The organism is Pseudomonas sp. EA_65y_Pfl2_P74 (assembly GCF_963970575.1).
Taxonomy (GTDB): Bacteria; Pseudomonadota; Gammaproteobacteria; order Pseudomonadales; family Pseudomonadaceae; genus Aquipseudomonas; species Aquipseudomonas baetica_A.
Genome location: NZ_CAXAOQ010000002.1, coordinates 211,897 through 237,346, shown reverse-complemented (window position 1 = coordinate 237,346; position 25,450 = coordinate 211,897). Strand labels below are relative to the sequence as shown.

The following is a 25,450-nucleotide window of genomic DNA, read 5'->3' as shown; positions in this document are numbered from 1 at the left end:
CGACTTCTATGCGTTCGCACATCCGGTACGAACACGATATTGCCCAGTAGTTCTTATAGTCTGCTCAGCGCGTTCTCTCAAAAAAACGGCACAAGGTTATGCCTCAAGATTTTTCCAGGTTGGCCAGAATGTGCCCGTGCACGCGCATGCACACCTTCAAATCCGCCTCGTCGACGCCTTCGAACAATTCGTGACGCAGTTGGGTGGCAATGGTTTCGATTTGTTCGATCAACGGCAGGGCTGGTGCGCAGAGGACAATTTTTTTCGCTCGGCGGTCTTCCATCACGGACTGGCGTTGCACCAGCCCCTGGCTTTCCAGACTATCGAGCAAGCGTGCGAGGGTCGGCCCTTCGACGCCCACGCTTTGCGCCAGCTCACGTTGGGTCGGGGCATCTTCGAAGCGCGCCAGATGCAGCAGCACCAGCCAGCGCGCCTGAGACAGACCGAGGCCCGCCAGCCGGCGGTCCAGTTCGGCACGCCAGCCACGAGACATCTGGGCCAGTTGCATGCCAAAGCGGTGTTGATCGGTTAACGGCATAAAACACTCATGATTAGACTGAAGTAATAGAGAAAAACTAATTATTAGTCAGCTAAGCATGAGCTGCAGCTATAGGCAAGTGGCGCTCTGAACTGAATCGTTACAACTGTATGGCGCTTGGCGTAATCGCCGTCTTACATTTCAAACTCAGATTGCAGCGCAGCCCGCACGCAGTAAAGGACGCCTTCCGGTACGCGACCGGCAAACAACTCGGCGATCTCGGCGACCGACGGCAACTCGCCCTCGCCGTCAAGGAACGCATCCTGCACTTCGCCCATCAGATCTTCGGGCAAGTCCAGCGCCTGCTCCAGCGACAACTGTTGCTTGCCAATGGCCTCGGCCAGCATGGCGTACACGTTCTTTTCCGAGCACTGCAACTGACCGGCAATCTGCATCGGCGTCATGCCGGCGCGGGCCAGAGTGATCAGTTCGTGGCGCACGTCGGCCACCGCTTTCGGCGCCTCGACCTCGCCGCCGAGCACCTCGAGGAAGGCCTCGCCATAACGTTCCAGCTTGCGTGCACCGACGCCACTGACCCGGGCCATTTCCGCCAGCGAAGTGGGTTGGCTGCGCAGCATTTCCAACAGTGTCGAGTCGGGGAAAATGACGTACGGCGGCACACCATGCTCTTCGGCCAGTTTGCGCCGCAGGGCGCGCAGGGCTTCCCACTGTTCGCGCTCTTCGCCGCGCACCAGTTGGCTGGCAGGGCTCTTGCTGACGGTTTTGGCGGTGACTTGCGGTTTCAGGTCGCGGCGCAGCTCCAGGGTGACTTCGCCCTTGAGCAGCGGTCGGCAACTGTCGTTCAGACGCAGACCGCCATAGCCTTCGTGGTCGACATCGGCCAGACCACGCGCCACCAATTGCCGGAACAACGAGCGCCACTCACTTTCGCTCAGCGCCTTGCCGACGCCGTACACCGACAGATGCTGATGGCCGAAGCTACGGATTTTTTCGTTGTCCTTGCCCAGCAACACATCGACCAGATGCCCCACGCCATAACGCTGACCTGTGCGAAAAATTGCCGACAACGCCTGACGTGCAGGTTCAGTGGCATCCCAGGTCTGCACACCGTCGACACAGTTGTCGCAGTGACCGCAAGGCTGCGGCATGTCTTCATCGAAATACGCCAGCAGTGTCTGACGCCGGCAGCGGGTTTCTTCGCAAAGCGAGAGCATTGCGTCGAGTTTGTGCTGCTCAAGACGCTTGTGGCGCTCATCGCCTTCGGAGTTCTGCAGCATCTGCTTGAGCATCACCACGTCTTGCAGACCGTAGGCCATCCACGCATCCGCCGGCAGACCATCACGGCCGCCGCGACCGGTTTCCTGGTAGTACGCCTCAAGGGACTTCGGTAGATCGAGGTGGGCGACGAAGCGCACGTTGGGCTTGTCGATACCCATGCCGAACGCCACCGTGGCGACCATGATCAACCCCTCCTCATTGAGGAAGCGCTTCTGGTTGAAGGCACGCAGATCATTGGGTAGACCGGCGTGATACGGCAGCGCCGGGAAGCCCTGCTCGCTCAAAAACGCCGCGACCTCCTCGACCTTCTTGCGCGACAGGCAATAGACGATGCCGGCATCGCTGCGCCGTTCGGCCAGGAACGCCAGCAACTGCTTGCGCGGCTGCTCTTTGGGCACAATGCGGTAAAAGATGTTCGGGCGGTCGAAGCTCGACAGGAAGCGCTCGGCGTTCTGCAGATGCAGACGCGTGACGATCTCTTCGCGGGTACGCTTGTCGGCAGTGGCCGTCAGGGCGATGCGCGGTACGTCGGGGAACATCTCGGCCAATTGACCCAGCTGCAGGTATTCCGGGCGGAAGTCGTGGCCCCATTGCGATACGCAGTGCGCTTCGTCGATGGCGAACAGGGCAATATTCAAGCCTTGCAAGAACGACAACATGCGCGGCTGCACCAGACGCTCGGGCGCCAGGTACAACATCTTCACTTCGCCGCGCTTGATCCGCGCCGCCAGATCGCGCTGTTGCTCGGCGCTCAAGGTGGAGTTCAACGCAGCGGCGGCCACACCCAGTTCGTCAAGGGTGGCGACCTGATCGTCCATCAAGGCGATCAGCGGCGAGACCACCACCGCCAGGCCATCGCGCAACAGCGCGGGCACCTGGAAGCACAAGGACTTGCCGCCACCGGTAGGCATCAGCACCAGCGCATCACCGCCGCTGGCCACGCGCTCAATGATTGCACCCTGACGGCCACGGAAACTGTCGTAGCCGAAGATGTCCTTGAGGACGCGTTGAGCCTGTTCGAGCATAAAAACTCCAAAAATCTACCGAAACATCCCTGCGCAGGCTGGTTCAAGACAGCCAGGGCTGCTTAAACAAAACGTAAGGGCTCGTTGCATGACGGCCGCAATACGGACAGGGATCGCAAAACGCGGCAGTATACCCGAGCACTCCCTCGCACAGGGCGCCGCTGATAAGACTCCACCAATTAGGGCAAATCTGCCTTGTGGCTGGCTTGAGCGCGCAAGAAGGCCTAGAATTCCCGCATTGTTTATTCCCCCAAGGTAGCCCCGTAATGTCCTTCGCTGAGCAACTGACCCGCCTGCAAGTATTCCTCGACGCCGACGAACTGCATGACGAGGCGCTGGATTACGTGGCCGCCCACGGTTACCTGACCGCCCTGTCGATTTGTTCGGAAGAAGTGCCGGAGCGTGAATGGATCGACGCCCTGTTCGCCGAAGAGCCGCATTACAGCAGCGAAGCTCAGCGCGAAGAGATCGAAGCCACGCTGATCGGCCTCAAGGCCCACATCGCCCGTCAACTGGCGTCCGACGAAGAGTTCGAGCTGCCATGTGAACTGGATCTGGGCGAAGAGCCGGACGACTCCGAACTGCGCGGCTGGTGCATTGGCTTCATGGAAGGCGTGTTCCTGCGTGAAGCGGCCTGGTTCGAAACCGCCGAAGAAGAAGTCAGCGAAATGCTCCTGCCGATCATGGTCGGTTCGGGCCTGTTCGACGAACAGCCAGAGTTCGAAGACATCGCCAAGGACGCCAACCTGATGGACGACATGATCGTGCAGATCCCGGAAGCCCTGACCGCGCTGTACCTGCTGTGCCAGGCGCCCGACGAAAAACCGGCGATCCTCAAGCCACGTCACCACTAAGATCCGGCCTATGGACAACCCCATAGGCAACCGCCCCCTGATGTTGCGCTACTTCCTGCTGGCCATCGGCTGGCTCAGCGTGGCATTGGGGGTGATCGGGATTTTCCTGCCCGTCCTGCCCACCACCCCTTTCCTTCTGCTCGCCGCGGCCTGCTTCGCGCGCAGCTCTCCGCGTTTTTATCGCTGGCTGGTCGAGCATCCGCGGCTCGGGCCGTGGATCCGCGATTACCTCGATGGCAACGGCATTCCGCTCAAAGGCAAGGTCTACGCGATCGGGCTGATGTGGGCGAGCATTCTGTTTTCCTGCTACCTGGTGCCGTTGCCGTGGGCGCGTGGGTTCATGTTGACGAGCGCGGTGTTGGTGACGGTTTATATTTTGCGGCAGAAAACACTGCGCAAACCTTGATGCACTACTGGATAGAGGACAGGTATGCACCTGTTTCCAATCACAGTAGAATTTGCGCCAAATCTGATCCTTGGACACACCACCACTGCCGCAGCCTGGCATCGGTCTACATGGAGGAAAGTCTGTGAAACTGATCAGGCTGGAGCTGGAAAACTACCGTTGTTTCCCATTGCTGACACTTGAACTCGATACTCAGCTGACTTTGTTGGTCGCGCGCAACGGTCAAGGCAAGACAAGTCTGTTGGATGCTATCAAGGTGGCGTTGTGGCCTTACGTTCGCGGGTTTGACCTCGGCAGCACTACCAATGACATCACCGGAATTCATCCGGAAGACGTTTTTTTGCGCCCCCTAAAAGCGCATCAAATGGAACCATCTCTTCCTGCTCGACTGTCTGCTCAAGCAACTCTGCATGGACAAAACTGGGAGTGGACTCGGCGCCGTGAAAGCATTCGTAAAGGCACACAGACCCGCGGTGATGACGCTGCCAACAAGCTTGAGGCAGCAGCCGAAGCCCTAGAGGTACAGATTTTCAACCGCGCAGTTTCGGACCAGCCTCCATTCGATTTACCCGTTCTGGCCTACTACGGCACCGGTCGGCTCTGGAGTCAGAAAAAGCTGACCGCTGCATTCGAGAAGGCGGAAAACGCCGAATTTTCCAGGACGTACGCCTACCGCGATTGTCTGGATCCGGCATCCAGTTATAAGCACTTCGCTAAGTGGTACACGCGAATTTTCCGCAGTTACCGCGATGAGCAAATTCGCAACATTGAACGCGGACATCTGAGTATTGATGTCAAGGATGAGTTCGCGCATCCGATACTGGCTGTCCAGAATGCAGTAAATGCTGTCCTCGCGACTCAAACTGGCTGGAGAAATCTGGCTTACAGTAGTGAGTTTTCCGATCTCGTACTTGAACATCCAATTCATGGGACGCTGAAAGTCAGCCAACTCAGCGATGGTATCCGCAACATCGTTGCCTTGGCGGCAGATATCGCCTATCGCTGTATAAAGCTAAATCCTCACTTGGGTATTACCGCGCCTCGCCAATGCACGGGTGTGATATTGATCGATGAGGTCGACATGCACCTTCATCCTGCGTGGCAACAAACGGTCATACCTGATCTGCTCGGTGCCTTTCCAAATATTCAGTTCATCGTCACGACACATAGCCCGCAAGTAATCACCTCGGTGAGGGCAAAGTGTATCCGTGTCCTGCACACCGTAACTGAAGACAAATTGCTGCAAGTAAAAATCAGCAATGTCGATCAACAGACTCAAGGGGTCGCCAGTTCACAAGTCTTGGCATACGTGATGGGCATTGACCCCACACCTGACAATGAGCCTTCTCGCAAATTAAGCGAGTACATGGCGCTGATTCAGCAAGATCTGCATAAATCACAACAAGGTTTGGTGCTACGCGAATACCTGAACTTGCATTTTGGTACCCAGCATCCGGACATGCTTGATTGTGATCGGTTGATTCGCCTCGAAACATTCAAACGCAAACAACTGACACAAAAAAAATAAGGAAGTCGGGCGGATGCGAAAACTGATTCGAGGTACGGTTCCAAACTGTCTTGCTCGTTATAGGCATGGAATAAATAAATGGGCTGATGTGACACATGCAGACAAAGAGCAGATCCGCCAGTGTCTTCAAGCTATGCAAGATACTCGTTGCGCCTACTGTGAAGCGGATATCAGCACGATAGGACATTCGCATATCGAGCACTTTCGACAAAGGCACGGATATGCCCAAGGTACATTCGAATGGACCAATCTCTTCAATTCATGTTGTCGGGAAGAGGCCTGCGGAAAATTCAAAGACAATTGCCCACCCTACGATCACAAAAACTTGCTTAAACCTGACGAGGATGATCCGGACGGTTTTTTGCTTTTTATCAGTGACGGCACAATCAGCCCACTCGTTAATCTGGATGACCGGGCACTGACGCGCGCCGTCGAGACGCTGCGCATATTCAATCTGGACGCGCAAAACGGGGCCTTGCGCGCCATGAGACGAGAGGCAATTCGCCCTCACCAGAAAACGGTTGAGGATCTGATGGCGATAGCCGAAGAACTGTCGCCAAACGATCTTCAGGAGTTTCTGCAAGACGAGATTCAGAGCATCGCCCATTTGCCATTCTCTACAGCCATACGACACACCCTGTCGAAATCTCGGACTGTTTGAGAGACACCTCCAGACACGCCTTCCAGGCTACGAATCCTTGCGCCTTTGCCTACAGCTACGCCAGAATCCGCCGGCTTGTGCGCCTTGGGGGCGGGTTCTATTGTGGCGCGGTCGCTGACGAATCGGTGATCGGATTTGACCGTCCGCCCAACATCAAGGCGCAGCAGCGTCCTGCACGTGTTCAGGCATTGCCTGAAATCATGTCGCGGTGGCTGTGCGTGGGACACCTTCGGGTGTGCCGGAATCCTTGATGTCCGGTCGGTCAACCCGCGTACAGCTGCCACCCTGTTTGTTTGACCGCGAACGTTGGCAGCTCCATTCATCAAGGAGCTTGACCATGATCAAACCCACACCCAACCCACCCGAAACCGACGCCACCTCCCCCTACGAATCCCTCGACTCGAAAAAGCTCAACAAAGCCGCCGACCGCGCCCTCGATCATTACCTCTGCCCGCCTGGATCCACGCCGCCGCCCCGTAAAAACCGCGGGATGTATGCCGCGACTGCCGACACCAAAAACGAGGAATTGCTGCTCGATGCCTGCGAAACACTCGCTTCGGCCAAGACCATCGCACATGACTTCGCCCGCCTGTTGCCCGCGCCGCAACGCAGAACAGTGCTGGGCATTGCGCAATTGATCATGCTCGGGGAGCTGGCGGTGAATCGGGTGCTGGATAATCTGGAGCTGCCGCAGTAGCAGGCATCAGTGACAAGCCTTTATTGATGTGTTGTGGTGGCTGACGCCTTCGGGAGCAAGCCCCCTCCTACAGGTTTCGAGTCGTTCGCAAAACTGGTGCACCACACAAATCACTGTGCGAGCGGGCTTGCCCGCGAAGGCCGACTCACAGGCGATACATCGCTGCTGCCAGAAAAAACCCGCCGCCCCGTTCAACCGGGGCGGCGGGTTTTGTCGTTTCAGGGCTTTTATCAAATGCCGATCACACCGTATCCACCTTCAACGAATGATCATTCAGCATCCCGCTGATGATCGTCGCGGTGTCGTGCCCGCTGGCAATCATCCCACCCGCGCCCGGTGTCACGCCGTAGTGGCTGGCGAGGTTGACGCCGGCCAGATCAATCGTCTGGTTCGGCGTGGCGCCGGCCAGGGCGCTGACGTCGATGGTGGTGAGTACCGAGGCGCCGCTGCCGGTGACGGTGAAGTGCAGGTAATCGTCCAGCGACGCGGTGGTGCCATTTTCGCCTTGCAGCAGTTGCGACAGGTCGAGCTTGTCGGTGCCGGGGGTGAAGTCGGTGATCAGGTCGTGGCCGCTGTTGCCCTTGAGCCACTGGAAGGTGTCGGCCCCTGCGCCACCGGTCATGGTGTTGTTGCCCATGCCGCCGATCAGCAGGTCATCGCCGCCACCACCGTTGAGGATGTCGTTACCCAGGCCGCCGTTGATCACGTTGTTATTGTTGTCGCCGGTCAGGGTGTCGTTGAAGTTCGAACCGACGAGGTTTTCGATGCCGGTCAGCGTGTCCGTGCCGGCACCGAGGGTGTTTTGCGCACCGAGCAGTCCGAGGTTGACCGTGACCCCGGCGGTGGCATGGGCGTAGCTGGCGGTGTCGATGCCAGTTCCGCCGTCGAGCAGGTCGTTGCCCGGGCCGCTGTAGAGCAAGTCATTGCCCGCGCCGCCATGCAGTTCGTTGTTGCCGGAACCGGCGGTGAGCACGTCGTTGCCGTCGCCCGCGTTGAGGATGTTGTTGCCGGTGCCGGCCACCAGAATGTCATCGCCCGATGTACCGGTGAGGGTGTGGCCATCCTGATAGCTGATGGTCACGGCGGCGGTGTCGCTGCCGCCGTGGTTGTCGTTGGCGGTGTAGGTGCCGTGGTAGTCCGGGGTGAGGTCGTGGGCCCCGGCGTAGTTGACCGTCATGGTCAGTTGGTAGTTTTCCGCGGCGTTGGTGTTGCCACCGCTGGTGTTGGTGATGTTGGTGATGTGGATCTGGTAGGTGCCATCGGCGCTGGCGGTGATGGTGCCGCCGTCGGCGATGGTCACGAACGCGCCGCCATTGAGCGAGTACTCCATGGTGATGTGCCCGGCCGCCAGGTTGTGATCCAGATTAAGGGTCTCGCCCTGTTTCAGTTTGACGGTGATCAGGTCTTCATCGTTGGCATTGGCGTTGGTCACCGCGCCGAGGTAGCCGCTGACCACCAGTACAGCGGTCATCGCGGCGGTGTTGGCCGCGAACGAGTTGCGCACGTCGGCCAGGTTCTGGTTGGCGGCGCTGTTGCTGGTGCCATTGAAGGTGATCGCCCCCGTGCCGGTGAAGTCCGCGCCCTTGGCGACCCAACCGGTGTTGAAGGTGGTCGGTGTGGCATTGAGGGTGTCGCCGTTCGGATCGGTGTCGTTGGCCAGTAGCAGTTCGCCCGGCACCACGATGTTGCTCGACAGCACGTTGGTGATGACGTGATCGTCCGCCGCCACCGGAGGCGCGTTGGGGATCACTTTCACGGTCAACGTTGAGCTGGCGAGGTCGCCGTCGTTATCGCTGAGGGTGAAGCCGATGTTCTCGGTGATCACAGTGGTGGTGGTTTTCTGCGAGGTGTAGGTGTAGTCGCCGGTGTCGAGGTTGATCACCAGCGTGCCGCTGTTGTTGGTGGCGATGCTCAGCGTGTTGTTCACGGTGTTGAAGGTGCCGTGGTTGACGCCACCGGTGGCAGTCAGTGACCCCTGGCCGCTGAGGGCTTTGGGGTCGTAGGTGTACGTGGTGCCGTCGACCACGATGGATTTGATGAAACCGCCATCGGCGCCGAAGCTGCCGCCCTCACCCAGTAACGAACCGGTAACCGGCGCGCCTTCGACGGTGCCGGACAGCACCGAGTTGAGTTGATTGAGATCAGTGACCACTACCGCATTGGTGTTGGTGTGGCTGATGCCGTCATAGGCCAGCGGATCGAGGTTGGCGTTGCTCACGCCACTGCCCAGGCCGATCGCGTAGTTCTTGATGTTGTTGGCATCAAGGAAAGCCTTGAGTGCGGTCTCGTCAGCCGTGCCGATGTCCTGACCGTTGGTGGGTTTGCCGTCGGAGAAGAAGTAGCCGACGTTCTGCGCCCCGGTGAGTTTGCCTGCGGTGTTGAACGCCGTTTGCATGGTCGCCACGGCGGCGTCGTAGTTGGTGCCGCCACCGGCGCTGAGGCCCGCCAGGAGCGTCTTGGCCGTCGCCACATCAACCCACACCGTGGTGCGGTCAGTGGCGCTGCTGCTGAAGGTCACGAGTTGGACTTTCACATCACCGAGGTCATCGTATTTGTCGAGCAAGGCGCTGATCGCTTGCTTGGCCAGGTCCAGCCGCGACAGGCCCGGCACACCGGAGGCGTCGGCCATGCTGCCGGAGATGTCGAGCACGATGAGGATGTTGGAATCGATCTCCACCGCCGCCACCGAGCGATCCGACGCCACCGCTTTGGGCACGTCATCGACGATGTTGACCACGATGGTGCTGGTGGTGCTGTTGCCCAGCGCGTCAGTGGCTTTGTAGGTGAAACTTTCGCTCAGGGTGTTGGCCCCGTCGTTGGCGTTCGGCGAGGTTTTCGGTGCCGACGTCAGCGTGTAGGTGTAGGTGCCGTTGGCATTGAGCTGGATCTGCCCGTAGGTGCCGGTGGCGCTGCCAACCAAGGTGTAAGTGAGCGCGCCGCTGCCGCCAGTCACCGCGCCGACCAGCGTGCCGGTTGCGGTTTCGCCGGTGTTGGTCGGATCGCTGCCGGTGACCGTACCCGGGGCCAGGTCCTGGCCGTCCTGGGTCAGGTCGAGGGCTTTCTCAAAGACCGTCACGTCCTGATCGACCGAGGCCACGAGTTTGCTGTCGGCAACGTTGATGGTGAGGGTTGTGGTGCTTTCGTCGCCGTCGGTGTCGCGGATGGTGTAGGTAAAGGTGTCGGTGGCGCCGGGTGGGCTGACCGAGTTCGGATTGCTGTGGTAAACGGCGTTGCCCGCCGCATCCAGGGTCAGGTAACCGTAGGCGCCGTTGATGTTGCTGTTGAGCCCGCCAACGGCCGAAGTGCCGGTGTTGCTGCCGGCGCGCACGCCAACCACGGTGGCCGCACCATCGGCCCCGCTGATGTCATTGCCCAGCACGCTGACGTTGACCGTGCCGCCCTCCGCCACCGACCCCGTGTCGGGTGTGGCAGTTGGCAGGTCATCGATGATGTTGACGTTGATCTGGCCCGTGGCGGTGCTGCCATCGGTGTCGGTGGCCACCACGTTGAAGTTTTCGGTGAGGCTGTTGGCACCGTTGCCGCTCGGATGGGTTTCGTTATCCACCAAGGTGTAGCTGTAGCTGACCACACCGGTCGCCGGGTTGTAACCGGTGATGGTGAACGTGCTGCCCAGGGGCGAGACGGCCGATTGCGGGAAGCCTGCAGCCACACCGTTGGTGACCACGGCTATGCCGCCGACCGTGAGGGTTTGCAGACCATCAAGCGCGGTGACGATGAAGGTGCCGCTTTGGGTCAGCGCCGCAGTGTTGGGGTTGGTGCCGTCGCTGAGGTTTTTCTCGTAGACGGTGAGTTCGCCGCCATAGACATCGAGCCCGTTGAGCACCACCGGATCATCATTGTTGTGGATGTTCAGCATCAGGTTGGCGGTGCTGGTGTCGCCGTCGGCATCGGTCAGCGTGTAGGTGAACGTTTCGGTGCCGTTGCCGCCGCCGTGCAGGTTTTTGAAATCGGCATCATTGGTGTCCAGGGTGTAGGTGTAAGTGCCGTTGGCGTTGAGCACCAAGGTGCCGTAAGTGCCGACGATGGTGGCGGGCGTGATCGGCCCGGCATTCGGCCCGGTCGCTACCACGTCCGCCCCTTGCACATCGTTGGTCAATACGTTGCCGGTCAGCGTCAATTGGGTTTCCGATGCGGTGTTCGCGTTGCTGTCGTTCATCGCTTTGGGCACGTCATCGACGATGCTGACGACGATGGTGCTGGTGACGATGTTGCCCAGCGAATCGGTGGCCTGATAGGTAAAGCTTTCGGTCAGGGTGTTGGCACCGTCGTCGGCATGCGGCGTGGTGGTTGCCGGCGATGTCAGGGTGTAGGTGTAGGTGCCGTTGGGGTTGAGCACGATCTGTCCGTAGCTGCCGATGGCGCTGCCGACCAGCGCATAGCTGATCGCACCGACCGCGCCCGTGACCGAGCCGACCAACGTGCCAGACGCGGTTTCACCGGTGCTGGTCGGATCGCTGCCAGTCACCGTACCGGCGGCCAGGTCGGCGCCATCCTTGGTCAGGTCCAGGGCTTTCTCGTACACGGTGACGTCGGTATCGCTGGCCGCACACAGTTTGCTGTTGGAGACATCGATGGTGATGGTCGTGGTGCTTTCATCACCGTCGGAATCACGCACGGTGTAGGTGAACACATCGAACGCGCCAGGCCCATTCACGGCATTGGGCGCGCTGTGGTAAACCGCGTTGCCGTTGGCATCCAGCGTCAGGTAACCGTAAGTGCCGTTGATCTGGGTGTTCAAACCACCGAGGGCCGAGGTCGAGGTATCTGAACCGGCGCGCACGCCAACCACGGCGCCCGTAACGGCCGGGCCATCGGCGCCACCAATGTCGTTGTCCAGCACATTGCCGCTGACGGTGCCGCCCTCCGCCACCGACGCCGAATCGGGGTGAGCGCTGGGCAAGTCATCGATGATGTTGACGTTGATCTGGCCGCTGGCAGTGCTGCCGTCGGTGTCGGTCGCCACCACATTGAAGTTCTCGGTGATGCTGTTGGCGCCGTTGCCATTGGGATGGGTTTCGTTATCCACCAAGGTGTAGCTGTAGCTGACCACGCCGGTCGTCGCGTTGTAGCCGGTGATGGTCAGCGTGCTGCCGAGCGGCGTGACCACCGATTGCGGGAAACCTGCGGCGACGCCACCAGTCACCACGGCGATGCCACCGACGGTGAGGGTTTGCAAACCGTCGAGTGCGGTGACGGTGAAGGTGCCGCTCTGGGTCAGCGCTGGCGCGTCAGGGCTGGTGCCGGCGCTGAGGTTTTTCTCGTAAACGGTGAGTTCACCGCCATAGACGTCGAGGCCGTTGAGAATCACCGGGTCGTCATTGTTGTGGATCTGCAAAACCAGATTCGCGGTGCTGGTGTCACCGTCCGAATCGGTGATGGTGTAGGCGAAGGTTTCGGTGCCGTTGCCGCCGCCGTGCAGCGCTTTGAAATCCGCATCGCTGGTGTTCAGCGTGTAGGTGTAAGTGCCGTTGGCGTTCAATACCAACGTGCCATAGGTGCCGGTGAATGTACCGGCCGTCACGGGCCCGGTGGGTACACGGTCGGCGCCTTGCACGTCGTTGGTCAGGACGTTGCCGGTCAGGGTCAGTTGGGTTTCCGAAGCCGTGGTTGCGTTGCTGTCATCGAACGCTTTTGGCAGGTCGTCGATGATGTTGATGTCGAGGGTCGCGTTGGCGGTGGTGCCGTTGTCATCGACCACGGTCACGGCGAACTGCTCAGGCAGGTTGTTCGCGCCATTGGCGGTGGGATGCGCTTCGTTATCGACCAGGGTGTAGCTGTAACTGACCACGCCGGTTGCCGCATTGAAACCGGTAATCGTCAGCGTGCTGCCCAAAGGCGTAGTGACCGATTGCGGGAAACCGGCGGCCACGCCATTGGTGACCACGGCGATGCCGCCGACGGTCAGCGTGGTGACGCCGTCCAAAGCCGTGATGCTGAAGGTGCCGCTTTGGGTCAGTGCCGTGGAATCCGGTGCACTGCCGTCGCCGAGGTTTTTCTCGTAAACCGTCAACTCCCCGCCCTCAACGTTCAAGCCGTTGATGATCACCGGGTCGTCGTTGTTGTGGATCTGCAAAACCAGATTCGCGGTGCTGGTGTCACCGTCCGAATCGGTGATGGTGTAGGCGAAGGTTTCGGTGCCGTTGCCGCCGCCGTGCAGCGCTTTGAAATCCGCATCACTGGTGTTCAGCGTGTAGGTGTAAGTGCCGTTGGCGTTCAATACCAACGTGCCGTAGGTGCCGGTGAATGTACCGGCCGTCACCGGCCCGGTGGGTACACGGTCGGCGCCTTGCACGTCGTTGGTCAGGACGTTGCCGGTCAGGGTCAGTTGGGTTTCCGAAGCCGTGGTTGCGTTGCTGTCATCGAACGCTTTTGGCAGGTCGTCGATGATGTTGATGTCGAGGGTCGCGTTGGCGGTGGTGCCGTTGTCATCGACCACGGTCACGGCGAACTGCTCAGGCAGGTTGTTCGCGCCATTGGCGGTGGGATGCGCTTCGTTATCGACCAGGGTGTAGCTGTAACTGACCACGCCGGTTGCCGCATTGAAACCGGTAATCGTCAGCGTGCTGCCCAAAGGCGTAGTGACCGATTGCGGGAAACCGGCGGCCACGCCATTGGTGACCACGGCGATGCCGCCGACGGTCAGCGTGGTGACGCCGTCCAAAGCCGTGATGCTGAAGGTGCCGCTTTGGGTCAGTGCCGTGGAATCCGGTGCACTGCCGTCGCCGAGGTTTTTCTCGTAAACCGTCAACTCCCCGCCCTCAACGTTCAAGCCGTTGATGATCACCGGGTCGTCGTTGTTGTGGATCTGCAAAACCAGATTCGCGGTGCTGGTGTCACCGTCCGAATCGGTGATGGTGTAGGCGAAGGTTTCGGTGCCGTTGCCGCCGCCGTGCAGCGCTTTGAAATCCGCATCACTGGTGTTCAGCGTGTAGGTGTAAGTGCCGTTGGCGTTCAATACCAACGTGCCGTAGGTGCCGGTGAATGTACCGGCCGTCACCGGCCCGGTGGGTACACGGTCGGCGCCTTGCACGTCGTTGGTCAGGACGTTGCCGGTCAGCGTGAGCAAGGTTTCCGAGGCGGTCGACGCGTTGCTGTCATCGAACGCTTTGGGCACGTCGTCGATGATGTTGATGTCCAGCGTACCGGTCGCGGTATCGCCATTGCTGTCGCCGGCGATCACGGTGAACTGTTCGCTGAGACTATTGGCGCCGCCACCCGTCGCATGGGTGTCGTTGCCATTGAGGGTGTAGCTGTAACTGACCACGCCGGTCGCCGCGTTGTAACCGGTGATGGTCAGGGTGTTGCCCAGTTGCGTGGTGATCGATTGCGGGAAACCGACGGCCACCCCACCGCTGATCACGTTGATGCCGCCGATGCTCAGACTGTTCAAACCGTCCGGTGCCGTTACCGTGAAGCTTGCGTTTTGGGTCAGCGCGCCAGCGTTGGCCGCCGAGCCGTCTGGCAGATTCGCTTCGTTGAGTGTCAGTTCGCCCCCGGGCACGGCAAGGCCGGTGAGGGTCACGAGGTTGTTGACGGGCGGCACGACAGGCGCGGGGGTGCCATCGCCGTTATCGATCACGGCGTTGTGGCGCTCTTCGGGAAATTCGGGAATGCCATTGAACCCGGCAGTGGGGAAACCGATGATCGGATCAACCCGCCCGCCGACTTCCGTCAGCAAGACAAAACTGTGCCCGCCGCCCACTGCACCACCGGTATCGCCCGGGGCGTTGGGGCCAGCGGCGGTGGCTTCAGCGGTTTTGGTCGGGTCGTCACCGGCGGCGATGGCTTTCTGAATCTGCTCGACGTCAGTCAGTTGCGCTTCGCTCGGGGTCACAGCCTCCGGCGCGTTCACATGGGCGGCCTGATCGGCGAGCAATTGGCCGGTCATGGTCAGGCTGCTGTCGCGGCCCAGGGTCAAATCCTGGCCATTTTGCAGATGAACGGCGACGGCGCCTTCGGCCCCGGTGATCAGTTGATCGCCAGCAAACAAACGGTCGCCCTCGACCAAGGCGCGACGAGTGCCGTCAGTACCTTGCGCGAAAACCTGACCAATGACTTTAGTGACGATACCAATGAGCGTTGCCATGTGAATTCCTCCGCTGCCGACCACCGTCGGCACTGGTTCGCGAAGCAGCCCATGGCTCAATCGGGTTGTCGGGGCGACGCTCGCACCCTCGACAGTTCGTTTGGCCAGTGACGCCTCAAGGGGAAACTTCAGTGCTATCAAGCACTTGCAAACCCCGATTGAAGCAGCACACCGACTAACGCTACGTAACGGTGGTGAATCACCCAGGTGACAAAAATCTGTCACCCATCAACCGCTACGCGTCCCTCCCCTTCAGCAGTACTTCGCCGTATGTCGCAAAGTGAATGGAACTTTCCTCAAGCCTTTTCGCGCTCCCTAAAGCACATAAAACAAAGGCTTTCGACCTGAACAATGTGCCGGTTTTTACAAAGCGCATAAGTTTTTTTCGGCATAAGCCTTATGAAAATTTTTTCTTAGCTACGCTTCAGGATGTTCTTAGCTCTGTTGTTACAAGAGTGAAACGCCTACAGCTAAAAATACCGCCAAATTTTTGGCGACAGTAACACACCATCAGGAATCAGGGAGATGCACCCATGCGCGTTCTAACCCCCCTCTGCAGCGCGGTTTTGCTGGCCATGGCTTGCACTTCTCAAGCTCAGGCCATGAACCTCACCGAGGCGATTCAAAGCACCATCGCCACGCACCCGGAACTGGCTTCACGCGTGGACGCACGCCTGGCTGCAGATGAACAAATCAAAGTCGCCAAGGGCGGTTTCTACCCGTCCGTCGATTTGAACGCATCCTACGGGCGCGGCTACAGCGACAACACCACGACCCGGTCGCTGGGTAACCACCACACCTCGATCCTCAACTACACACAGTCCGAATTGCGGCTGCGGCAGATGCTCTTCGACGGTTTCAACACCGCCAACGAGGTTGAACGCACCAAAGGCGTGTCCAACTCGCGCGCTTACTACGCGCAAGGCACCGCTCAGGATCTGGCCCTGCGCACCATCGAGGTTTACCTCGAAGTGCTCAAGCGCCGCGAACTGGTGACCCTGGCCCGCAACAACCTGCAGGCGCACTTGCGTGTAAACGACCAGATTGGCCTGCGTACCGAGCGCGGTGTTGGTAGCACCGCCGACTCCGACCAGTCGGGTGCCCGTAAGGCACTGGCGCAAAACAACCTCGATACCGCTGAAGTCGATCTGGCCGATGCCGAATCGAATTTCTACAGCGTGGTCGGGCGCATGCCCGACGAGCTGGAAGCGCCGGCATCGACCCGTGGCGAGTTGCCCGCCACCCTGCCGGAAGCCCAGCAGAGCATGGTCGAGAACAACCCGTATCTGAAATCCGCACAGGCCGATGTGCAGTCGGCAGAGAGCCAGTACGAAGTGGCCAAATCGCCGTTCTACCCTCGCTTCGACGCGGAAGCGGCAGTGGGCGCGAACAACAACGTGCAGGGTGACCAGGGCCACGACAACGAATGGCGCGTGGGGGTGGTGATGAACTACAACCTGTTCCGCGGCGGCAGCGACAAGGCACGACTGGCCTCCGATGCACACCAGATCAATCAGGCCATGGACATCCGCAACAATGCCCTGCGCCAGCTCAACGAGAACATTCACCTAGCCTGGAACGCCATGGTCAACGCCAAGAAACAAACCCCGACCGCCCGCGAATACGCCGAAACCACCAAACGCGTGCGCGCCGCGTATCAGGACCAGTTCGGCCTCGGCCAACGCACCCTGCTCGACTTGCTCGACAGTGAAAACGAGCTCTACAACGCCAACCGCCGCTACACCGAAATCCGTTACACCGAGGAATACTCGATGTACCGCGTGCTGGCGAACATGGGTCAGTTGCTGAGCAAGCAACGGGTGGTGCTGCCTGCCGACGCGATCGCTGCGACCGAGGTGAAAAACGAAGCGCGCTTGCCTGAACTGAAGTAAGTCCAATGAAGCGGTAACAGGGGAACAATCAATATGACCAGCATGGAACCCGGCCATTGCGGAGTCGATCCGCGGCTGAGCTTCGATGATCCGTTACTCGACGGTCTGTTGATCCTCTGCAAACTCCATGGCGCGACGGTCAGTCGCGCCAGCCTGAGTGCCGGTCTGCCGCTGAACAAACAACGCCTGAGCCTTGATCTGCTGCCCCGCGCCGCCGCCCGTGCCGGGTTACAGGCACGGTTGTTGCGGCGAGACCTGAACGACATTTCGCCGCTGAACCTGCCGCTTCTGTTGCTGCTCAACGACGGTCGCACCGCCGTGTTGCGGCGTTTCGGCGACGACGGCAAAGCGCTGATCCTGCCCAGTGAAGCCGATGGCGGCGAGCAATGGGTCAGTCGCGAAGAGCTCAGCGAGCACTACAGCGGCCAGGCCTTGTTCGCTCGACCTCGGCATGAACTCGAAGACCTGCGCTCACCGCTGGTGCCACGGGTACATGCATGGTTTCGCGACACCCTGAAGCTGTCGAAATGGCTGTACAGCGATGCAATTCTCGCCAGTTTCCTGATCAACCTTTTAGGCCTGATGGTGCCGCTGTTCGTCATGCAGACCTACGACCGCGTGGTACCCAATCAAGCCACCTCGACCCTGTGGGTGTTGTCGATCGGTCTGCTGATCGGCACCGGTTTCGAACTGGTATTACGGGTGGTGCGCGCGCACCTGCTCGACACCGCCGGCAAGAAAACCGACGTGATCCTTTCCGCGACGTTATTCGAGCGCATCACCGGCATGTCGATGAAGGCACGACCGGCGACCATCGGCGGTTTCGCTCAGAGCATTCATGACTTCCAGGGCCTGCGCGAATTTCTTACGGCGGTAACCCTGACCAGTCTGATCGACCTGCCCTTCGTGGTGTTGATGCTGGTGGTCATCGGCCTGCTGGGCGGCTGGCTGGTGATGATCCCGCTGCTGGCCTTCCCCATCACCATCGTCTTCGCGATGGTCATTCAGGTGCGTCTGCGCGACACGGTGCAAAAAAGCCTGAGCCTGGGCGCTGAGCGTCAGGCGCTGCTGATCGAAACCCTCGGTGGCCTGGAAACCCTCAAGGCCTGCAGCGCCGAAAGCGAGCGCCAGCACAAATGGGAAAGCACCCACGGCGCCCTCACCCGCCTCGACAGCCACGCGCGCAACCTCTCGGCGCTGGCGACCAACGGCACGCTGTTCATTCAACAGTTTTCGGGGATGGCGACGATTGTCGCCGGGGTCTACAGCATCATCGCCGGCAACCTCAGTGTCGGGGCGCTGGTGGCAACCTACATGCTCGGCAGCCGCGTGCTCGCCCCCCTGGGGCAGATTGCCGGGCTGATCACTCGCTACCAGCAAGCGCAACTGACCATGAAAAGCACCGACGCGCTGATGTCGTTGCCACAGGAACGCGACGGCAAACAGCGACCGCTGGAGCGTACGCAACTGCAAGGCGCACTGGACGTCAGCGGTGTGACGTTTCACTACAACGGCCAGAATGCGCCGGCCCTGAGCAACGTCACTTTCAGCCTGAAGCCCGGAGAACGGGTCGGTATCATTGGCCGTAGCGGCTCAGGCAAAAGTACCCTGGCGCGGCTGGTGATGGGGTTCTACGAACCGGAGGAAGGCCAGTTGCTGCTCGACGGCCTTGACCTGCGGCAACTGGATGTCGCCGACCTGCGCCAGCAGATCGGTTACGTCGCCCATGACCTGCCGCTGCTGGCGGGCAGCCTGCGCGACAACCTGACCCTCGGCGCGCGCTACGTCAGCGATTCACGGATGCTTGAAGTGGCCGAACTGACCGGTGTCACCGAACTCGCCCGGCAGCATCCACAAGGCTTCGACCGCCCCGTCGGCGAGCGCGGGCAATTGCTGTCCGGCGGTCAACGCCAGGCCGTATTACTCGCTCGGGCATTGCTGCTCGACCCGCCCATCATGCTGCTCGACGAACCGACCAGCGCCATGGACAACAGCAGTGAGGACCTTCTGCGTCAGAAACTGCACAACTGGGTACAAGGCAAAACCCTGCTGCTGGTCACCCACCGCACCTCGATGCTGAGCCTGGTGGACCGGTTGCTGGTACTGGACAACGGCCGGATCGTCGCCGACGGTCCGAAAGAAGCGGTCATCGATGCGCTGCGCAAGGGCCGTGTCGGCTCGGCGGCGGTCTAGGAGTTGCCCCATGTCTGCTTCTTCAGATAGCAAATCACGCGGCTACTTCGACAGTTTCAGCAAAAGTGCCGAAGCCGATTTCATGCCGGAAACCGCCGGCGCCTCGTTGCAGGATTCGCCGCGCTGGTCGCGGATTACCGTGTGGCTGGCGGCGGGGTTGCTGATCAGCGCGCTGGTCTGGGCCAAGTTCGCGGTGCTGGAAGAAGTGACCATGGGCGAAGGCAAGGCGATTCCGTCGAGCAAGGTTCAGGTGATTCAGAACCTTGAGGGCGGCATCGTCACCGAGATTTTCGTCCGTGAAGGCCAGATGGTGAACAAGGGCGACACCCTGTTGCGTCTGGATGACACGCGCTTTTTATCGAACAAGGGCGAGAGCGAAGTCGACCGATATGCATTGACCGCACAGGTCGAACGGCTGGCGGCAGAATCGGAAGGTCGGCCGTTCAAACTCTCCGAAGAGGTCATCGCCAAGGCCCCGCAAGTGGCTGAAGACGAGCGCTCACTATACGAACAACGCCAGCGGCGACTGGCCAGCGAAAAGCGCACCTTGACCGAACAGTTACGGCAAAAGACTCAGGAACTGGCGGAGTTCCGCTCCAAGCAAGGCCAATTCAGTTCAAGCCTGTCATTACTGCAACAAGAGATGAACATGTCCGAGCCACTGGTCAAGGCCGGCGCGGTATCGCCGGTGGAGATCCTGCGGCTCAAGCGCAGCGCGGTGGAAATCCGTGGCTCGCTGAATGCGACGACACTGGCGATTCCTCGTGCGGAATCGGCGATTGCCGAGATCCGCAGCAAGATCGACGAATCGGAACAGACCTTCCGCTCGGAAGCCGCCAAAGAGCTGAATGAAAAACGCACCGACCTGTCGAAAATCACTGCAACCAGCATCGCCATCGACGACCGCGTCAGCCGCACCACCGTGACCTCACCGGTACACGGGGTGATCAAGCAATTGAAGGTCAACACCATCGGCGGCGTGGTCCAGCCGGGCAGCGACATGTTGGAAATCGTGCCGCTGGAAGACAACCTGCTGATCGAGGCCAAGGTGCGTCCGCAAGACGTCGCGTTCCTCCATCCGGGTCAGAAAGCCATGGTCAAGTTCAGCGCTTATGACTACACGATCTACGGTGGGCTCAGCGCCAAGCTTGAGCTGATCGGCGCCGATACCATCACTGATGACAAGGGCAACAGCTTCTACCTGATTCAGGTGCGTACCGATAAAAACCATTTGGGCGGGGATGTGAACCCCCTGCTGATCATCCCGGGAATGGTGGCGACGGTGGACATCATTACCGGGGAGAAAAGTGTGCTGGATTACCTGCTCAAACCAGTGCTCAAGGCCCGAACCGAGGCGATGCGCGAACGCTAGTGATTCCTGATTTTGTGATGATTGATCTGGCGCTTTCGCGAGCAAGCCCGCTCCCACATTTTGGAATGCGTTCCCCCTGTGGGAGCGGGCTTGCTCGCGAAAAGGCCGGCATTATCAACACCTATCTTTCGCCATGGTTCTTCTGAAAGGTCTCCTCCCCCATCGCCGCAATCTGCCCCTCGATCAACGCTTCAAACGGCTTGAGCAATGGCTCAAACGAGGCCGGTGCTTCCAGCGTGTGCAATGCCTGCACAATCGCCTCAACCGTCGACAACGCCCCCGGCCCTGGAGCCTTGCGCAACCGATAGCGCGACACCCCGCCCTCTGCCAGCGTCACACGTGGCAACGCCGCCAACAATGGATTGAGATGGAGCATTTTGCGCGCCTTGCGCCAGGTGCCATCGGGCACGACCAGCAACAGCGGTTGATCAGACTCACCATAGGCCTGCATCACCTGCGCATCGTCCGCCGGAAACAACAACCGCGCCTGATAGCCCGGTTGATTCAACAGCGTCGGTAAATCCTCGAACACCTCACCCACGATCAGCTCGGCGTTGGTCAAACCCAGCGCCGCCAAGCGCGCAGTATTGAGCGCATGATTGACCTCGCTGGGATGCTGCAACACCAACACTCGGGTGCGGCTATCGAGACGCGGAATCAGCGCGCACAGGCAATGGGTTTGTGGGCGCAGGCAGCGCGGGCATTGGGGTCTGGACATACTTCTTTTTCCTTCGAGCTACGCCTGATTGAGCTGGGCTTTGAGCAAATCGCGGAACGTCTGAATCAACGGCTCGCGGCTTCGGCCACGGCGCATGATCATCGAAAACGGCGCCTGATAACCGAAAGTCGCTGGCAGCAACACGCGCAAATCACCCTTGTCGGCCCAGGCCTGAGCGTAGTGTTCTGGCAGATACCCGATGTAGGCGCCGGACAGCACCAGAATCAGCTGCGCTTCCATACTTTCCACGGTGGCGGCGCTGTGTTTGAAGCCGTGACGTGCCAGTTCCGCCTGGCTCCAGTAGCCGCGACCGACCATGCGTTGCTGAGTGATGACTTGCTCGGGAATGCGCCGTTCGTTGAACAACGGGTGGCGACTGCTGCAATACAGCCAGTGCTGCTCGCGGTACAGCGGCATGTAGACCAGACCGCTCATGCGTGTGGAGAACGCGCCGATCGCCAGATCGAGGCGGTTGTCCTGTACGCCGAGTTGCAGTTCGTAGGGGCTCATCACCGACAGGTGCAAATGCACTGCCGGGTGTTCCTGACTGTAGGCGCCGATGGCTTCGGCGAAGGGCAAGGCCTTGTCGCTGACCGTGGAATCGATCACGCCGAGGTTGAGTGTGCCGCGCAACTCGCCCTTGAGCGCAGCGGCGTATTGCTCGAAACCTTCAAGTTCGCCGAGCAGGCGCAGGGTTTCCTGATGGAACAGCTCACCCTTGCTGGTCAGGCTGAAGCCGCCACGGCCGCGATGGCACAGCACCAGACCGAGCGCGGCTTCGAGCTGGCTCATGTAGGTGCTGATCGCCGAGGTCGACAGGTTGAGTTCCTGCTGCGCGTTGGCGAAACCCTGATGACGCACCACGCTGACGAAGATGCGCAACAGTTTCAGGTCGGGTAAAGCGTTGGCCATGTCTACTCCATGTTCCTGTCGAAACGCCTTAAATGTGGGAACGGGCTTGCTCGCGAAAGCGTCGGGCCAGCCGACATCCACGTTGCCTGACACACCGTATTCGCGAGCAAGCCCGCTCCCACTGAGGCGCCATGTTCACCCCGGTGAACGACAACGAGTCTATCTTCAGCCTCGCCGTTAGTTTAGAAAAATCTGAACTAAGTATTTGCCCGTAGCGATTCTTCCCCACCCCTGCATTTCGCAGAATCAGCCCACAGCGGTGCACGCCAGCCGGCGCGCCGACATAAATAAAACAAGACGATGAGGCCCTACCCGTGGACAAAATTCTTCACCAACCACTGGGCGGCAACGAAATGCCGCGCTTCGGCGGCATCGCCACCATGCTCCGACTCCCCCATGTACCGAGCGCTGCCGGCCTGGACGCTGCCTTCGTTGGCGTGCCGCTGGACATCGGCACTTCGCTGCGCCCCGGCACCCGCTTCGGGCCACGTGAAATCCGCACCGAATCGGTGATGATCCGCCCGTACAACATGGCCACCGGCGCCGCGCCGTTCGACTCGCTGTCGGTGGCCGACATCGGTGACGTGGCGATCAACACCTTCAACCTGCTCGACGCCGTGCGCATCATCGAAAAAGCCTACGACAACATCCTTGAGCACAACGTCATCCCGATGACCCTGGGTGGCGACCACACCATCACCCTGCCGATCCTGCGTGCCATCCACAAGAAACACGGCAAGGTCGGTCTGGTACACATCGACGCCCACGCTGACGTCAACGATCACATGTTCGGCGAGAAAATCGCCCACGGCACCACCTTCCGTCGCGCCGTCGAAGAAGGTCTTCTGGACTGCGATCGTGTGGTGCAGATTGGTTTGCGCGCGCAGGGTTACACCGCTGACGACTTCAACTGGAGCCGTGATCAGGGTTTCCGCGTGGTGCAGGCCGAAGAGTGCTGGCACAAGTCGCTGGCACCGCTGATGGCCGAAGTGCGGGAGAAAGTCGGCGGCGGTCCGGTGTACCTGAGCTTTGACATCGACGGCATCGACCCGGCCTGGGCGCCTGGCACCGGCACCCCGGAAATCGGCGGTCTGACGACCATTCAGGCGATTGAAATCGTTCGCGGCTGCCAAGGCCTCGACCTGATCGGTTGCGATCTGGTAGAAGTTTCGCCCGCTTACGACACCACCGGTAACACCTCGCTGCTGGCCGCCAACCTGCTGTACGAAATGCTCTGCGTACTGCCTGGCGTAGTTCACCGCTGAGGGTCGGGTCATGAGCGAACGTGATCAGGTATTGAAAGCGGCCGCCGAGCTGGTGTGCGCCTTCGCCCGTAACGATCGCGAGGCTTACTTCGGCGCGTTCAGCGCTGATGCGAGTTTCGTGTTCTACACCCTCGAACAGCCGCTGCTGTCGCGCGACGCCTATCAGGCGTTGTGGGACAACTGGCGCGCCGAGGATGGCTTTGAAGTGCTCTCGTGCACTTCGAGCAACGCCTTCGTCAGCCTGCAAGGTGACGTGGCGATTTTCATCCATGACGTGGCCACCGAGCTGCGCATGCAAGGGGAGCAACACTTCAGCCAGGAGCGCGAGACGATTGTTTTCAAGAAACAAGCGTCGAGCCTAGAACAACAAGGCCTTTGGCTGGCCTGTCATGAACATTTATCCGCGATGCCGGAAGGGCTGCCATCCCTAGGGTCTGCTGACGTTGGGTGACGACCGCGACGGAGACCCTACCCAAACAGGTGACGCTCACACACGATGAGCGCGCCTTTATGATCGGAGCAGATCATGAATAACAACAACAACGACCAAAGCCTTACGCAAATTGAAACCCACGGGGTCGAACAGATCCCGGACAACGAACGCACCGCAGGCCCGACGGATTTGTTCCGGATGATCTTCGGTGGTTCCAACACCTTTGCCACCGCCGTGCTCGGCAGCTTCCCGGTGCTGTTCGGCCTGTCGTTTCAGGCTGGCGTCTGGGCGATTGTCTCGGGCGTGCTGCTGGGCTCGCTGATCCTCGCACCGATGGGCCTGTTCGGCCCGCTCAATGGCACCAACAATGCCGTGTCGTCCGGTGCGCATTTCGGCGTGCACGGGCGGATCGTCGGCTCGTTTCTGTCGCTGTTGACCGCCATCGCATTCTTCTCGCTCTCGGTGTGGAGTTCGGGCGATGCGCTGATCGGCGGTGCGAAACGCTTGATAGGCTTGCCGGAAACCGACCTGACCCTGGGTTTGGCCTACGGCCTGTTCGCGATCCTGGTACTGACCGTGTGCATCTATGGCTTCCGCTTTTTGCTGTGGGTGAACAAGATCGCGGTATGGAGCGCCAGCCTGCTGTTTCTGCTGGGCGCGGTCGCTTTCGCCGCTCCTTTCGACGCGCAATACGCCGGCACGGTCAGTCTCGGTCAGCCCGGTTTCTGGGCCGCGTTCATCGGCGCCGCACTGGTGGCCATGAGCAACCCGATTTCCTTCGGCGCGTTCCTCGGCGACTGGTCGCGCTACATCCCGCGTGACACCTCCAAGCAGCGGATCATGGCCGCCGTCGTGCTGTCGCAGATCGCCACGTTCATCCCGTTCCTGTTCGGCCTGGCCACCGCGACCATCGTCGCGATCAAGGCGCCGGACTACATCGCGGCGAACAACTATGTGGGCGGTCTGCTGGCGGTGTCGCCGAGCTGGTTCTTCCTGCCGGTGTGCCTGATTGCGGTGATCGGCGGCATGTCCACCGGCACCACATCGCTGTATGGCACCGGGCTGGACATGTCCAGCGTGTTCCCTCGCGTACTGTCGCGGGTCAAGGCGACGTTGCTGATCGGCGTGCTGTCGATTGCCTTCATCTTCATCGGGCGCTTTGCGGCGAACCTGGTGCAGAGCGTGTCGACATTCGCCGTGCTGATCATCACCTGCACTACGCCGTGGATGGTGATCATGATCATCGGCCTGCTGGTGCGTCGTGGCTTCTACTGCCCGGACGACCTGCAAGTGTTCACGCGCGGCGAACAGGGCGGACGCTACTGGTTCAGTCACGGCTGGAACTGGCGTGGCCTGGGCGCCTGGATCCCGAGTGCGGCGGTCGGCCTGTGCTTCGTCAACCTGCCGGGGCAGTTCGTCGGCCCGCTGGGTGAAATGGCCGGCGGCATCGACATCAGCCTGCCCGTCACCCTCGGCCTGGCTTCGGTGGTGTACCTGACGCTACTGCGCCTGTTCCCGGAACCGCGCGACGTGTTCGGCCCGCAGGATGCCCGAAACCAGGGCGCAAACGCGCCGGCTAAAGCGTCGTTGCGCCAGGCCGCCTGAAGAAA

16 protein-coding genes are annotated in these 25,450 nt (G+C 60.3%); 11 read left to right on the top strand and 5 right to left on the bottom strand.

The window, feature by feature from the left end:
- Nucleotides 1-103: 103 nt before the first annotated feature.
- Nucleotides 104-538 (bottom strand): MarR family transcriptional regulator, encoded by a 435-nt coding sequence (locus tag AACY18_RS02550; protein WP_007962151.1) that lies wholly within the window; start codon nucleotides 536-538, stop codon nucleotides 104-106.
- 134 nt (nucleotides 539-672) lie between these two features.
- Nucleotides 673-2,802: a DNA helicase RecQ gene (gene recQ / locus AACY18_RS02545; protein ID WP_339432663.1), complete on the bottom strand. Its 2,130-nt coding sequence runs from the start codon at nucleotides 2,800-2,802 to the stop codon at nucleotides 673-675.
- 266 nt (nucleotides 2,803-3,068) lie between these two features.
- Between recQ and AACY18_RS02540 the strand changes: the two genes are divergently transcribed.
- From AACY18_RS02540 to AACY18_RS02520, 5 genes are all read left to right on the top strand, one after another.
- Complete coding sequence (locus AACY18_RS02540; protein ID WP_339432664.1) at nucleotides 3,069-3,656, top strand: YecA family protein; 588 nt, start codon at nucleotides 3,069-3,071, stop codon at nucleotides 3,654-3,656.
- Nucleotides 3,657-3,666: 10 nt separating this feature from the next.
- A complete protein-coding gene (locus tag AACY18_RS02535) occupies nucleotides 3,667-4,062 on the top strand; it encodes a YbaN family protein (protein WP_339432665.1) in 396 nt (131 codons plus the stop codon).
- Nucleotides 4,063-4,186: 124 nt separating this feature from the next.
- Nucleotides 4,187-5,590, top strand: coding sequence for an AAA family ATPase (locus tag AACY18_RS02530; protein ID WP_339432666.1), 1,404 nt, complete (start codon nucleotides 4,187-4,189; stop codon nucleotides 5,588-5,590).
- A gap of 13 nt (nucleotides 5,591-5,603) precedes the next feature.
- Entirely contained in the window at nucleotides 5,604-6,251 is a 648-nt protein-coding gene (gene ptuB, locus AACY18_RS02525) for a retron Ec78 anti-phage system effector HNH endonuclease PtuB (RefSeq protein WP_339432667.1), read from the top strand.
- Between the two features lie 337 nt (nucleotides 6,252-6,588).
- Entirely contained in the window at nucleotides 6,589-6,948 is a 360-nt protein-coding gene (locus AACY18_RS02520; protein ID WP_339432668.1) for a DUF6124 family protein, read from the top strand.
- Between the two features lie 241 nt (nucleotides 6,949-7,189).
- Here the strand turns inward: AACY18_RS02520 and AACY18_RS02515 are convergent, their stop codons facing one another.
- The gene (locus tag AACY18_RS02515) at nucleotides 7,190-15,055 is read right to left on the bottom strand and encodes a retention module-containing protein (RefSeq protein ID WP_339464110.1); all 7,866 of its coding nucleotides are present in this window, start codon (nucleotides 15,053-15,055) and stop codon (nucleotides 7,190-7,192) included.
- Nucleotides 15,056-15,588: 533 nt separating this feature from the next.
- Between AACY18_RS02515 and AACY18_RS02510 the strand changes: the two genes are divergently transcribed.
- Genes AACY18_RS02510 through AACY18_RS02500 form a run of 3 tightly spaced genes read left to right on the top strand, consistent with a single transcriptional unit; the run spans nucleotide 15,589 to nucleotide 20,512 of the window.
- Nucleotides 15,589-16,947: a TolC family outer membrane protein gene (locus AACY18_RS02510; RefSeq protein ID WP_339430771.1), complete on the top strand. Its 1,359-nt coding sequence runs from the start codon at nucleotides 15,589-15,591 to the stop codon at nucleotides 16,945-16,947.
- A gap of 33 nt (nucleotides 16,948-16,980) precedes the next feature.
- Complete coding sequence (locus tag AACY18_RS02505; RefSeq protein ID WP_339464109.1) at nucleotides 16,981-19,140, top strand: type I secretion system permease/ATPase; 2,160 nt, start codon at nucleotides 16,981-16,983, stop codon at nucleotides 19,138-19,140.
- A 10-nt stretch (nucleotides 19,141-19,150) separates the two neighbouring features.
- A complete protein-coding gene (locus AACY18_RS02500) occupies nucleotides 19,151-20,512 on the top strand; it encodes an HlyD family type I secretion periplasmic adaptor subunit (protein ID WP_339464108.1) in 1,362 nt (453 codons plus the stop codon).
- A 121-nt stretch (nucleotides 20,513-20,633) separates the two neighbouring features.
- On the opposite strand, the gene AACY18_RS02495 is transcribed toward AACY18_RS02500, so the two are convergent.
- Entirely contained in the window at nucleotides 20,634-21,230 is a 597-nt protein-coding gene (locus AACY18_RS02495) for a tRNA-uridine aminocarboxypropyltransferase (RefSeq protein WP_339430774.1), read from the bottom strand.
- A gap of 18 nt (nucleotides 21,231-21,248) precedes the next feature.
- The gene (locus AACY18_RS02490) at nucleotides 21,249-22,142 is read right to left on the bottom strand and encodes a LysR family transcriptional regulator (protein WP_090282283.1); all 894 of its coding nucleotides are present in this window, start codon (nucleotides 22,140-22,142) and stop codon (nucleotides 21,249-21,251) included.
- Between the two features lie 314 nt (nucleotides 22,143-22,456).
- Between AACY18_RS02490 and speB the strand changes: the two genes are divergently transcribed.
- The 3 genes from speB (at nucleotide 22,457) to AACY18_RS02475 (ending at nucleotide 25,445) form a co-directional block, all read left to right on the top strand.
- Nucleotides 22,457-23,407, top strand: a complete 951-nt coding sequence (speB, locus tag AACY18_RS02485; RefSeq protein WP_339464107.1) for an agmatinase — start codon at nucleotides 22,457-22,459, stop codon at nucleotides 23,405-23,407.
- Nucleotides 23,408-23,417: 10 nt separating this feature from the next.
- The gene (locus tag AACY18_RS02480) at nucleotides 23,418-23,858 is read left to right on the top strand and encodes a YybH family protein (protein WP_339430776.1); all 441 of its coding nucleotides are present in this window, start codon (nucleotides 23,418-23,420) and stop codon (nucleotides 23,856-23,858) included.
- A 75-nt stretch (nucleotides 23,859-23,933) separates the two neighbouring features.
- Nucleotides 23,934-25,445: a purine-cytosine permease family protein gene (locus tag AACY18_RS02475; RefSeq protein ID WP_339430777.1), complete on the top strand. Its 1,512-nt coding sequence runs from the start codon at nucleotides 23,934-23,936 to the stop codon at nucleotides 25,443-25,445.
- The last annotated feature ends 5 nt before the right edge of the window (nucleotides 25,446-25,450 follow it).

Coding starts and splice junctions, on each gene's coding strand:
- AACY18_RS02510 (WP_339430771.1), top strand. CDS start 15,589: ATGCGCGTTCTAACCCCCCTCTGCAGCGCGGTTTTGCTGGCCATGGCT.
- ptuB (WP_339432667.1), top strand. CDS start 5,604: ATGCGAAAACTGATTCGAGGTACGGTTCCAAACTGTCTTGCTCGTTAT.
- AACY18_RS02515 (WP_339464110.1), bottom strand. CDS start 15,055: ATGGCAACGCTCATTGGTATCGTCACTAAAGTCATTGGTCAGGTTTTC.
- AACY18_RS02490 (WP_090282283.1), bottom strand. CDS start 22,142: ATGGCCAACGCTTTACCCGACCTGAAACTGTTGCGCATCTTCGTCAGC.
- AACY18_RS02480 (WP_339430776.1), top strand. CDS start 23,418: ATGAGCGAACGTGATCAGGTATTGAAAGCGGCCGCCGAGCTGGTGTGC.
- AACY18_RS02505 (WP_339464109.1), top strand. CDS start 16,981: ATGACCAGCATGGAACCCGGCCATTGCGGAGTCGATCCGCGGCTGAGC.
- recQ (WP_339432663.1), bottom strand. CDS start 2,802: ATGCTCGAACAGGCTCAACGCGTCCTCAAGGACATCTTCGGCTACGAC.
- AACY18_RS02495 (WP_339430774.1), bottom strand. CDS start 21,230: ATGTCCAGACCCCAATGCCCGCGCTGCCTGCGCCCACAAACCCATTGC.
- AACY18_RS02500 (WP_339464108.1), top strand. CDS start 19,151: ATGTCTGCTTCTTCAGATAGCAAATCACGCGGCTACTTCGACAGTTTC.
- AACY18_RS02550 (WP_007962151.1), bottom strand. CDS start 538: ATGCCGTTAACCGATCAACACCGCTTTGGCATGCAACTGGCCCAGATG.
- AACY18_RS02520 (WP_339432668.1), top strand. CDS start 6,589: ATGATCAAACCCACACCCAACCCACCCGAAACCGACGCCACCTCCCCC.
- AACY18_RS02540 (WP_339432664.1), top strand. CDS start 3,069: ATGTCCTTCGCTGAGCAACTGACCCGCCTGCAAGTATTCCTCGACGCC.
- AACY18_RS02475 (WP_339430777.1), top strand. CDS start 23,934: ATGAATAACAACAACAACGACCAAAGCCTTACGCAAATTGAAACCCAC.
- AACY18_RS02535 (WP_339432665.1), top strand. CDS start 3,667: ATGGACAACCCCATAGGCAACCGCCCCCTGATGTTGCGCTACTTCCTG.